The 11,616-nt window shown below is 47.1% G+C and carries 11 protein-coding genes; all 11 read left to right on the top strand.

Annotation, left to right across the window (positions count from 1 at the left end; genetic code table 11):
• Window position 1: 1 nt before the first annotated feature.
• The 11 genes from hutH (at window position 2) to ABYB02_RS02000 (ending at window position 11,549) form a co-directional block, all read left to right on the top strand.
• Entirely contained in the window at window positions 2-1,546 is a 1,545-nt protein-coding gene (gene hutH / locus ABYB02_RS02050) for a histidine ammonia-lyase (RefSeq protein WP_372760562.1), read from the top strand.
• On the top strand, window positions 1,539-1,991 hold the full coding sequence (locus ABYB02_RS02045; RefSeq protein ID WP_372760560.1) for an acyl-CoA thioesterase: 453 nt from the start codon (window positions 1,539-1,541) through the stop codon (window positions 1,989-1,991). Before hutH ends, ABYB02_RS02045 begins: the two co-directional genes overlap by 8 nt.
• A gap of 3 nt (window positions 1,992-1,994) precedes the next feature.
• On the top strand, window positions 1,995-2,504 hold the full coding sequence (locus ABYB02_RS02040; RefSeq protein ID WP_372760558.1) for an outer membrane lipoprotein carrier protein LolA: 510 nt from the start codon (window positions 1,995-1,997) through the stop codon (window positions 2,502-2,504).
• Window positions 2,505-2,536: 32 nt separating this feature from the next.
• Window positions 2,537-4,786 (top strand): transporter, encoded by a 2,250-nt coding sequence (locus tag ABYB02_RS02035; protein ID WP_372760556.1) that lies wholly within the window; start codon window positions 2,537-2,539, stop codon window positions 4,784-4,786.
• A gap of 4 nt (window positions 4,787-4,790) precedes the next feature.
• Window positions 4,791-6,038 (top strand): NAD(P)/FAD-dependent oxidoreductase, encoded by a 1,248-nt coding sequence (locus tag ABYB02_RS02030; protein WP_372760554.1) that lies wholly within the window; start codon window positions 4,791-4,793, stop codon window positions 6,036-6,038.
• Window positions 6,026-6,586: a DUF3261 domain-containing protein gene (locus ABYB02_RS02025; protein ID WP_372760552.1), complete on the top strand. Its 561-nt coding sequence runs from the start codon at window positions 6,026-6,028 to the stop codon at window positions 6,584-6,586. Before ABYB02_RS02030 ends, ABYB02_RS02025 begins: the two co-directional genes overlap by 13 nt.
• On the top strand, window positions 6,583-7,755 hold the full coding sequence (locus ABYB02_RS02020) for a beta-ketoacyl-ACP synthase (RefSeq protein ID WP_372760550.1): 1,173 nt from the start codon (window positions 6,583-6,585) through the stop codon (window positions 7,753-7,755). Before ABYB02_RS02025 ends, ABYB02_RS02020 begins: the two co-directional genes overlap by 4 nt.
• A complete protein-coding gene (locus ABYB02_RS02015) occupies window positions 7,748-8,203 on the top strand; it encodes a 3-hydroxylacyl-ACP dehydratase (RefSeq protein WP_372760548.1) in 456 nt (151 codons plus the stop codon). The genes ABYB02_RS02020 and ABYB02_RS02015 overlap by 8 nt, the downstream gene beginning before the upstream one ends.
• Entirely contained in the window at window positions 8,200-8,925 is a 726-nt protein-coding gene (fabG, locus tag ABYB02_RS02010) for a 3-oxoacyl-ACP reductase FabG (protein WP_372760546.1), read from the top strand. The genes ABYB02_RS02015 and fabG overlap by 4 nt, the downstream gene beginning before the upstream one ends.
• Complete coding sequence (locus ABYB02_RS02005) at window positions 8,925-10,154, top strand: beta-ketoacyl-ACP synthase (RefSeq protein WP_372760544.1); 1,230 nt, start codon at window positions 8,925-8,927, stop codon at window positions 10,152-10,154. The genes fabG and ABYB02_RS02005 overlap by 1 nt, the downstream gene beginning before the upstream one ends.
• A 93-nt stretch (window positions 10,155-10,247) precedes the next feature.
• Entirely contained in the window at window positions 10,248-11,549 is a 1,302-nt protein-coding gene (locus ABYB02_RS02000) for a DEAD/DEAH box helicase (RefSeq protein WP_372760542.1), read from the top strand.
• Window positions 11,550-11,616 lie beyond the last annotated feature (67 nt).

Genomic DNA, 11,616 nt, shown 5'->3' with positions numbered 1-11,616 from the left:
GGTGTCGAATAAAAAAACACAGCTGTTTGGCGAGCAGCGCTTAACGATAGAAGATATTGTTGCAGTGGCGCATAATCACGCCGCGGTAAAAATCAGTGGCAGCGACACCTTTAGCAACAAAATCAACAGCGCCCTGCAGTTTTTAGACACGCTATTAAAAGAAGATGGCGTGATTTATGGGGTGACTACCGGCTATGGCGATTCAGTCACCGTGGCGGTACCGCTTAACTTAGTGGATGAATTGCCGCTGCACTTAACCCGTTTTCATGGCTGTGGTTTAGGTGATGTGTTTAATAAAGTGCAAGGGCGGGCAATTTTAGCCACACGGCTTACCTCATTAGCACAGGGCTATTCGGGCATTAGCTGGGAAATGCTGCATTTATTACAAGACTATTTAAATCACGACATAGTGCCGGTTATTCCACAAGAGGGCTCAGTGGGTGCCAGTGGCGATTTAACGCCGCTGTCTTACGTTGCTGGTGCGATGGTGGGTGAGCGCGACGTGTATTATAAAGACGCGGTGCGTAATAGCGCTGAGGTGATGCGTGAGGTGGGGTTAACACCACTCACATTACGCCCCAAAGAAGGGCTAGCGGTGATGAATGGCACGGCGGTGATGACCGCCTTAGCCTGCCTTGCGTTTGATAGAGCGCACTACTTAGCTAAATTAGCAAGCCGCATCACGGCACTAGCAAGCTTGGCATTAAAGGGCAATAGCCATCACTTTGACGAAATACTATTTTCGGTGAAACCGCACCCCGGGCAGCAGCAGGTGGCGCGTTGGATCAGAGACGACTTAAATCATCATGACCACCCACGTAATGCCGACCGACTTCAAGACCGTTACTCAATTCGCTGTGCGCCCCATGTGATTGGCGTACTGCAAGACAGCTTACCGTTTTTTAGGCAGATGATTGAAAACGAATTAAACTCAGCCAACGACAATCCTATTATTGATGGTCAAGGCGAGCATGTATTGCACGGTGGCCATTTTTATGGCGGCCATATTGCGATGGCCATGGACAGCATGAAAACCGCGGTGGCGAATTTAGCCGACTTGGCCGACAGGCAAATTGCCTCGTTAGTCGATACTAAATACAATAATGGTTTACCGGCTAACTTGTCAGACAGCTGCGATGAGCGCCGTTATATCAACCACGGGTTTAAAGCGGTGCAAATTGGTGCCAGTGCGTATACCGCCGAAGCCTTAAAGCTGACGATGCCCGCCAGTGTGTTTTCGCGCTCTACCGAGTGCCATAATCAAGATAAAGTGAGTATGGGGACGATTGCGTCGCGCGACTGTTTACGTATATTACAGTTAACTGAGCAAGTACTTGCCAGCACGTTACTGGCCACTATTCAGGCACTGCGCTTACGCATCCAACAAGGGGAGCTGGCGTTGTCGAGCCTATCTAGCGATATGCAAGCTATGTATGGCGACATTAGTGGCTATTTTGAAAACCTCACCGAAGACAGACCAATGGAAGCGGTATTACGCCAAACCATTAGTTACATACAAGCAAAACGCTGGGCATTATATGAATAGTAAAGGCGCAATACTAAGCCACGCGGTAGAAATAGAAATTCCGTTTCATGACTGCGATCCGATGAACGTGGTGTGGCATGGCAATTATCCGCGCTACTTAGAGGTGGCACGCTGTGAGTTACTGCGTTTAATCGACTACGACTATTTGCAAATGAACGAGTCAGGCTATGCGTGGCCGATTGTTGATATGCAAATTAAATATGTGGCATCGGCGGTGTTTACGCAAAAAATTAACGTCGCTGCGTATTTAAAAGAATATGAAAACCGCTTAAAAATTGATTATGTGATCACCGATGCCGCCACGGGGCAACGGATCACTAAAGCCAGCACCACCCAAGTGGCAGTGGATCTTAGCAGTAAAGAAATGCAATTTGTGTCACCAAAGGTTTTGTATCATAAGCTGACGCCATTTTTAGCGGCCAGTAACGATGAAAAAGGGCAATAAATTATGGCACTGTTTAAATACCTACTGATCTGTGTATCAATTTTAATCGTCAGTGGCGTGAATGCGAGCGCCATTGAAGGTGAGTTCAAGCAATTTAAACAGTTTGCCGGCTTTGCTGAGCCGTTTGTTTCCACGGGTGTATTTTCACTGCACCAGGAAAAGCTGATTTGGCAAGTACAAACGCCGGTACAAAACACCTTAGTGGTAGAGAACGGCCAAGTGTTGATTGAAAACAGTCAAGGTGAACTTAGGCCGCAACCCGGCAGTGAGCAATTTGTGGGTTTATTAACCGATTTATTGCGCGTTGATATGAACGCGCTGGCAGCACGGTTTAACATTGAGGCGCAGCAGGAATGTCTATTACTCACGCCAAAAGACACGCTATTACAACAGTTGTTTAGCTATTTTAAGTTGTGTCAAAGCCAGCAAGTGGTGAGCAGTATTACCCTTTACGAGCACTCTGGCAGTAAAACCACCATTGAGTTTAGTTATCCCGAAACGCCTGTGTTATAGCCGCTAAGTTAATTAACTAAGGGAAGAGTAGAGTGAATAAACGCTTTGGTATGCTGATCATCTGGTTTAGTAGCTTAACCATGCTGTTAGGCGCTGTGCTGTGGCTTAATAAGCCACTATTTAGCGCCGATATGTTAAGTTTATTGCCGCCGTCGCAGGCAAAAATGGCGCGTGCTGAGCAGCTATTTTTTGCAAAAAATGCCGATAACGTAATGTTTTCATTTGCTGGTAAGCACAAAGAAGCTGCGCACGACGCGTTAACTGCTTGGCTTGCACAGCAACAGATCCACAGTACCTTTAATTGGCCGAGCGTAACCAGTTTAGCCGCCACTTTTGCGCCCTATAAATACGCCTTATTGAGTGAGTCGTATAAACAGCAACTGCAAAATAAACGCCGTTTTGAGCACGCTTACTTAACGCAGCTTAATCAACTGGGCGACCCATTTGTAAGCAGTACTCTAGCGGCAGATAACAGCTTGAGTTTAGCCGCGTTTATTCGCGATAATTTACTGCAAAGCCAAGTTGTTTCGCTGCAACAAAATAGACTAACGCGTCGCTATGATGGTATTGACTATACGTTAATATTTGCCACCTTGGGCACCTCACAGCTGGGCATTAATCAGGCCGTTAGCCTTGCCAACAACATAAAAAATAAAATCGCTAGCCTCGAAAAACGCTACCCAAATACCGTTATTCGCTATTCCGGAGTACTGTTTCATACCGCAGAAAATAGCCAACAAGCACAATACGAAATGAGCCTGTTTGGTGGCATTAGCTTATTGGCTTTGGTTGTTATGGTGTTTTGGGTTTTTAGGCGCTTAAACAGTGTGTTATTAGCCAGCTTTACCGTACTGAGCGCATTGATGGGTGGTGCAATAGCACTGTTGTCGGTGTTTCATAGCGTGCATTTGCTCACTTTAGTGTTTGCGGTAACCTTAATCGGCATTGCAATCGACTATGCGTTTCATGGCATGACCGATTTAGCGGCGCAGCACACACAAAGTACACCGCAACCAGGTTACAGTAACGGCGTTAAAGCTGCGTTACTATTATCACTCACCACCACGCTATTAGGGTATAGCACGTTACTGGGCGCCCCCTTAAGCTTACTAGCGCAAGTGGCCGTATTCGTAATTGCCGGATTAGTGAGTGCTTGGTTATTTACGTTGTTAATTTTGCCCAATTGGCAAACAGCGCTGTGCTTATCACCGGCCAGTCTTGCTGTCAGTGCCAAGGTAACCCAGCAGTTAGTGCGCTTTAATACGCTGAAAAAGCCGCTGTTTATTATTTTAGCTGTGCTGTTAACAGCTCTGTATGTGTTGAAACCCGTGACATTTAACGATGATATTCGACTGCTTAATGCAAGCTCAAAGCAGTTAATGGCCAACGAGAAAAAACATTTAACGCTGCTCGGTCAATGGCAAAGCCATATTATTGTGCTATTTGCTGATAACGCCGAGCAGCTATTACAAAAACAGCAGCGGTTACTCGCGGCGTTAAGTGCGCAAAATCCCGAATTTAGCCATAATGCAATTACCCGTTGGTTGCCGAGTGTCGCCCAGCAACAGCAAAATTTAGCACTGTTTCAACAGGCTAAAGAAGACGGGCTATTTGCACTGAGCGAGCAAATTACCGGGCAAAACATTGTCACCACTGGCGCACAAACGCTAAGCTACGACAACTTAGTGAACAGTGCGTTTAAGCCGCTATTGTTATCGCAAATGGTGGTAACAGCTGATCAAGCCATCAGCTGGATGTCGGTGTCAGGCATTGACAGCGCTGCATTATCAGCAGAGTTAGTTAATTACCCCGAGGTGTTTTTATATAACAAAGCGCTACAAATCAGTACCTTACTAAGCGACTATCGGCATTATTTACTGCTCACTCTCGCGGTGGCGGCATCCATTAGCTGGCTGTTGTTTAGTTGGCGCTTTGGGGCGAAAGTAGCGGCATTACAAGTTGTTAGTTTGGCAGGGGTGGTGGCCAGCATGCTGTGGCTGTGTAATAGCATTCAGGGCAGTTTATCTTTGTTTAATTTGCTTGGCGCGTTATTAGTGATTGCATTAGCAATTGATTACTTGGTGTTTTATCAAATAAACAAATTACAACCTAGTAATGTATTGGCGATTAGTTTGTCGGCTGCGTCGTCTATGTGGGTGTTTGGCATGTTAAGCGCATCAAGCACGCCAGCAATTTTTAGTTTTGGGCTTACTGTGATGGTAGGTATTTTAGCGGTGTATATATTATCGCCGTTAACGGTATTACGGGTTGAAAAGGAATGAAAACGTGAGCAACTTTGAGCAGTACGATGTGGTTGTGATTGGTGCGGGCCCTTCTGGCGCACTGGCAAGTAGTTTATTAGTACAAAAAGGCTGGCGCGTATTAGTGCTTGAGCAGCAGCGGTTTCCACGCTTTTCTATTGGAGAGAGTTTACTACCGCAATGTATGGCGTATCTGGCCGAAGCAAACCTTGTTGAGGCACTGCACCAAGACGCGGCCACACTGGGCTTTCAATTTAAAAACGGCGCTGCATTTCATCGCGCCGGATACGACACCGCCATTGATTTTACCAAAAAGTTTTCAGCAGGGCCGGGCACTACTTACCAAGTTAAAAGAGCGCAGTTTGATAAGTTACTGGCCGATAATGCACAGCGTCAAGGGGCCGAAATCCGTTATCAGCATAGTGTAAAAAGTTATACCGACGAGGACGATGGCGCTACATTGCTGGTTGAGGATGCGCAGCAGCACGCCTACACGGTGAAAGGGCGTTTTGTACTGGATGCTAGCGGCTTTGGCCGCGTATTACCGAAACTATTAGACCTAGAGTCGCCATCCAATTTTCCGCTGCGCAGTGCGTACTTTAGTCATTTTCGCGATAACATTACAGATGCAAGCTTTGATCGCGATAAAATACTGATCACCGTACACCCCGAGCACCAAGATGTGTGGTACTGGCTTATTCCGTTTAGTGATGGCACTGCAAGCATTGGCGTGGTGGCGCAAGCTGCACGCTTTAGCGCACATAAAGACGCAGAGCCAAGTGAAATATTAAATTGCTTTTTAGAGCAAGATGCTAATTTAAAACGGCTATTAGCACAGCGTGAGCTAATTGGACCGGCGCGCAGCATCAGTGGTTATTCGGCCAATGTCAGTACCTTATACGGGCCGCACTTTGCCTTATTGGGCAATGCTGGAGAATTTTTAGATCCGGTATTTTCCTCCGGGGTCACCATCGCCCTTAAATCAGCGAGTTTAATTGCGCCGTTAGTGGATGAATACTTGCGTAATGAGCCGGTTGATTTTCAACAACGCTATGCACAGCCGCTCCAAGCCGGGGTTGACTGTTTTAGAACCTTTGTTAGTGGTTGGTACGATGGCCGCTTTCAAGATGTGATATTTTATCCTCAGCAAAATGAGCAAGTCACCGCCATGATCAGCGCAATTTTAGCCGGTTATGCTTGGGATACCGACAATCCGTACGTGGCGCAAAGCGAGCGTCGATTAGCGGTATTGGCGCAATTATGTCGCAGTTAATGGCTTGGCGGTTATTACTCTTACTGCCTTGCATATTGCTGACAGCCTGTAGCAGTTACTATCGCAGCAACGCCGCGCTAGAAATAGCCCCTAAGGTGATGTTAAATTTAGATACGATGGCGCCCAGCATGAAGGGGCAAACATGGCAGCAAGTGATGTATGTGACTAATCAGCAACAGCAGCATACGTTATTATCGCAACTGGCAGTCGATAACGCAGGCACGCTGAAGCTGTTGATCATGACCAGTCAGGGCTTGCCAATTATTGAACTTGAAAAAGCCGCGTATCAGGCAATGAAAAGCACCAAAATGCTGCCCGGTGTTGCGCTTGATGCCACCTTTGTACTTGCCGATATCGCATTGGTGCATTGGCCGGTTGAATATTTAACACAGCAATTAACCGGCGCCAAAGTGGTGCAAACGGGCAGCCAGCGGCTGATAACACACGCGGGAAGTACCTTATACCGTATCCGTTATCAGGGTGATACCACCACGCTTGAAAATAACATTCGCGACTATAAAATAACGTTTAAAAAGGTGACGCAGTGACATATTGGCTAAATGACGTAGGCGTGGTCAGCGCGATGGGCGTTGGACAGCAAGCAACACTCGCAAGTTTAAATAACTACCACACTGACACGCCATTATTACAGCGTAATACAACGCTGAGTGCGCAGCAGCGTCCACTGTATGTTGGCATGGTAAATGAGGTGGCGCTAGATGAAGCAAAGCGCATTAACACCTTTATTGAACTGTGTTTAGCACAATTACAGGCCACCCTTGCGCAACTGGCTCATATAGATAAGTCGCGCATTGCGGTGGTGTTAGGCACCAGCACCTCGGGCATTCAAGATGGTGAGCGCGCCCGCGCGGTGTTTGAACACACTTCACAGTGGCCAACAGACTTTGACTATTATCAGCAAGAGCTTGCAACTCCGGCGCAGTACATAGCACAGCAACTAGGGGCACAAGGGCCGTGCTACAGTATTTCCACCGCGTGTACCTCCAGTGCTAAAGCACTACTGAGTGCGCGAGCGCTATTAAAAGCCGATATGGCAGATGTGGTGATCTGTGGTGGGGTTGATACTTTGTGCCAACTGACGATTAATGGTTTTGATGCCCTGGCATCGTTAAGTGACGGGTTATGTCAGCCGTTTTCTAGCAACCGAGATGGTATAAATATTGGTGAGGGGGCGGCGCTGTTTGTGATGACCCAAGGTGAAAGCGCCGTTACCGACAATGCGATTGCGTTATGTGGTGGCGGTGAAAGCTCAGACGCACACCATATTTCGGCCCCCGATCCGAATGGTTTAGGGGCACAAATAGCGATGCAAAACGCGTTACAACAAGCGCAGTTGGCCGCTCACGACATTGATTATATTAACGCCCATGGCACCGCAACACCTAAAAATGACGCCATGGAGGCGCTTGCAATTAACCGTGTGTTTGGCAACAATACGCCGCTGAGCTCAAGTAAGCATTTAACCGGGCACACCCTCGGGGCTGCAGGGGCGATAGAAGCGGCATTGTGTTGGCTGCTATTAAAGGGGCAAGGGCAGCATGCACTGCCGTACAACAGCCTAACAACAGCGTCTAACGTGGCTGATATAAAAATAATTAAACAAGCATTTAAACCTAAGCTACGTTATTGCTTATCAAATTCGTTTGCATTTGGTGGTAATAATGCCAGCTTAATTTTAGGCATTCACAATGAATAATTACACGATAGAGCAAGTGCTTGCGCACGATGCACCGATGATCTTAATTGATAGCTTAACCGACTATAACGCTGATAGCGCGAGTTGCGCCGTGACGATTACCGAGCACAGCCCTTTTTATAATGCGGCTATTGCGGGGGTACCCAGCTACATAGGTATTGAATATATGGCGCAGTCTATTGCGGCGTATGCTGGTGCACTTGCCAAAGACAAGCAACAAGCCACTAAAATCGGCTTTTTAATTGGCAGCCGCAAATACCAAACTCATCACAGTGTGTTTAAAAAAGATCATACCTTAGCGATTAAAGTGCACAAGCTGTATCAAGAAGAGTCGGGGTTAAGTGTTTTTGATTGCCGCATCGAAGCAAATGACGCACTGCTGTGCGAGGCAAAAATTAATGTTTTTCAGCCAGAAAACCCGCTGCAATTTATAAGAGAAAACCAATGAATAAACGTATATTAATAACCGGCTCCAGCCGTGGCATTGGCAAAGCCATTGCACTAAAACTCGCCTCACAAGGCTACGATATTGCAGTGCATTGCCGCAGCGGTGTAGCAAATGCACAAGCTACCTGTGAGGAAATACAGGCACTAGGTCAAAAAACCAGTTTATTGCAGTTTGATGTGTGCGACAGAGCCGCCGCCAAAGCAAGCATTGAGCAAGATATTGCCGCCCATGGCGCGTATTACGGTGTGGTGTGTAACGCTGGTATTACCCAGGATATGGCATTTCCAGCGATGCAAGGGGAAGACTGGGACAGTGTGATCCGCACCGGACTTGATGGTTTTTACAACGTGGTGCACCCTACGGTAATGCCGATGGTACAAAACCGTAAAGGGGGTCGTATTGTTACTATGTCATCGGTGTCGGGCATTGCTGGTAATCGCGGCCAAGTAAATTACAGTGCGGCGAAAGCGGGCATTATTGGTGCTACTAAAGCGTTGTCGCTGGAGTTGGCTAAGCGAAAAATCACCGTGAACTGCGTGGCACCGGGGTTAATTGAAACCGCGATGACCGACGAGTTACCGGTTGATGAGATGCTGAAAATGATCCCGCTAAAGCGTATGGGCAGCGTAAACGAAGTGGCAGGGACAGTGGCGTTTTTAATTTCAGATGACGCGGCGTACATTACTCGCCAAGTCATTTCAGTAAACGGCGGTATGGTGTAATGAAACGGGTTGTTGTTACAGGGATGTCGGTGATCACCGCGTTAGGCGATGAATGGACGCAGTTTAAAGACGCGTTAGTTAAAGGCGAAAATGCAGTTACGACCATGCCCGAATGGGACAAAGCGCAAGAACTTAATACCCGTTTAGCCGCGCCAGTAACTCATTTTCAGCGGCCAAGTCATTATAAACGCAAGCAAATACGCTCAATGGGGCGGGTGGCGTTAATGTCGACCTGCGCCACAGAGCGCGCCTTGCAGCAAGCTGCGTTACTGGATCATCCAAGCTTAACCGATGGCTCAACCGGGGTGTCTTATGGCTCATCGATTGGCTCGACGCCGCCGCTGGTGGCGTTTGCGAAAATGATGGACTCGGGCTCTATGTCAGGGGTGACTGCAACCAGTTATATCCAAATGATGGCGCATACCGCACCGGTGAACGTAGGGGTGTTTTTTGGTATTAAAGGGCGGGTGATTACGACTAGCTCGGCGTGTACCTCGGGTTCACAAGGCATTGGTTATGCCTACGAAGCGATTAAATTTGGCCGACAAAAAGTGATGGTCGCGGGGGGCGCAGAAGAGCTGTGTATTACCGAAGCGGCGGTGTTTGATACCTTATATGCTACCAGCACCAAAAACGACAGCCCCAAACTGACTCCCAAACCGTTTGATAAAAACCGCGATGGCTTAGTGATTGGCGAAGGGGCTGGCACGCTGATCTTAGAAGAATACGAACATGCCAAAGCGCGCGGTGCTCACATTTTAGCTGAAGTGGTGGGCTTTGGCTGTAATAGTGATGGAGAGCATGTAACGCAACCGACCGCTAAAACCATGCAAATAGCGATAGAGCAAGCACTGCAAGATGCCAATTTAAGCGCGCAGCAGATTGGCTACGTTAATGCCCATGGTACTTCCACCGACCGCGGTGATATAGCCGAGTCGCATGCGACCTTTAATGCATTAGGCGCGAAACCCATTAGTTCATTAAAGAGTTACTTGGGGCATACGCTGGGTGCGTGTGGCGCGATTGAAGCGTGGGCGAGCATTAATATGATGAACGATAACTGGTTTGCCCCGACACTAAACCTCACTGAGCTTGACCCCGAATGTGCCCAACTTGACTACATTACCGCACAGGGACGGGAAATGAGCACCGATTATGTGATGAGTAATAACTTTGCGTTTGGCGGTATTAATACTTCTTTAATATTTAAACGCTACCAAGCAGAATAACGCATTATTTAAATGTTAAGTTATAACTAACTGTTTTAGCTATTTTGCTGTATAATTTGCGACCCTTGATAATGTGGCCGCAGGTTATACAGCATGAATTTTAAATCTTTTAGTTTCGCTCCTGAAATCATCCAGGCGTTGGACGAACTTAATTACCACACCCTTACGCCCATTCAGCGCGCAGCAATACCCGCTGTTCGTAAAGGTAAAGACGTTTTAGCCAGTGCCCAAACTGGTACCGGCAAAACCGCCGCGTTTGCTTTACCACTCATTCAAAAATTATTTGACGCAGCGCTTAGCAGTACTAATGCCCCGCATGCCTTAGTGCTTGCGCCTACGCGTGAACTTGCAGAGCAAATTGCTAATAATTTTAAAGACTTTGCCAAGCATACGCCGCTCAAAGTAGTGAGCTTATTTGGCGGTGTTAATACCGCAGGGCAAGCTAATGCACTTAAAGAAGGCGTAGATGTTGTGGTAGCAACGCCAGGGCGTTTACTGGATCATATTCGTTTAGGTAATTTAAGCCTTGCCAGCGTGAAGCATTTAGTCCTTGATGAAGCTGACCGTATGCTTGATATGGGCTTTATTGAAGAAATGCAAAGCATCATAAAAAGCTGCGCTGAAGAGCGTCAAATATTATTGTTTTCGGCGACATTCCCGCCGGCGATTAAACAATTTGCTGCTAAAGTATTAAAGCAGCCAGAAATTGTTCGTGTTGATCAAACTAACAGTACCGCAAGCACAGTACAGCATGTGGTTTACCCAGTAGAAGAGCGCCGTAAACAAGAGCTGCTATCGGAACTGATTGGTAAGAAAAACTGGCAGCAAGTGCTGGTGTTTGTCAACATGAAAGAAACCGCCGATGAGCTAGTCACCGAACTTAATCTAGATGGTATTCCGGCTGCAGTGTGCCATGGCGATAAGTCACAAGGTAATCGTCGTCGTGCTTTACGTGAATTTAAAGAAGGTAAAGTGCGCGTATTAGTGGCTACCGAAGTGGCGGCGCGCGGTATAGATATTGACGGTTTACCCCGCGTTATTAATATTGACTTACCTTGGCTTGCAGAAGATTATGTACACCGTATTGGCCGAACTGGCCGTGCCGGTAAAGAAGGCCAAGCAATATCGTTTGTCAGTCGCGAAGAAGAAAACATGCTATTTGAAATTGAAACCTTAATTGGTCAAAAAATTAAGCGTGTTTACTTAGCCGGTTACGAAGTCAGTAATCGTGAAGTATTGATTGATAAAATTGGTAAAAAACCGGCGCATTTACGCCGTACTCGTGCAAATAAGCCATCAGGCCAAGCAACCGGTGAAGCCAGAGCGGTTAACCGTTCGCGTATTGCAAAAATACGTAAAAGCTTAAAAGGCGCAAAACTGTCGCTGAAAAAATAACCGTGATAGCGTTCGGTAACCATAAAAAAACCTGAGCTTGCTCAGGTTTTTTTATGACTTGATGAAA

The sequence above is a fragment of the Pseudoalteromonas sp. genome (assembly GCF_041613455.1).
GTDB lineage: Bacteria > Pseudomonadota > Gammaproteobacteria > Enterobacterales > Alteromonadaceae > Pseudoalteromonas.
Note: the sequence above shows the minus strand (reverse complement) of the source record. Positions and strands in the feature narration are given on the sequence as shown.

What these genes read in the sequence shown, in the direction of transcription:
- ABYB02_RS02045 (WP_372760560.1), top strand. Translation starts at nt 1,539, where the DNA reads ATGAATAGTAAAGGCGCAATACTAAGCCACGCGGTAGAAATAGAAATT.
- ABYB02_RS02040 (WP_372760558.1), top strand. Translation starts at nt 1,995, where the DNA reads ATGGCACTGTTTAAATACCTACTGATCTGTGTATCAATTTTAATCGTC.
- ABYB02_RS02025 (WP_372760552.1), top strand. Translation starts at nt 6,026, where the DNA reads ATGTCGCAGTTAATGGCTTGGCGGTTATTACTCTTACTGCCTTGCATA.
- ABYB02_RS02015 (WP_372760548.1), top strand. Translation starts at nt 7,748, where the DNA reads ATGAATAATTACACGATAGAGCAAGTGCTTGCGCACGATGCACCGATG.
- fabG (WP_372760546.1), top strand. Translation starts at nt 8,200, where the DNA reads ATGAATAAACGTATATTAATAACCGGCTCCAGCCGTGGCATTGGCAAA.
- ABYB02_RS02005 (WP_372760544.1), top strand. Translation starts at nt 8,925, where the DNA reads ATGAAACGGGTTGTTGTTACAGGGATGTCGGTGATCACCGCGTTAGGC.
- ABYB02_RS02000 (WP_372760542.1), top strand. Translation starts at nt 10,248, where the DNA reads ATGAATTTTAAATCTTTTAGTTTCGCTCCTGAAATCATCCAGGCGTTG.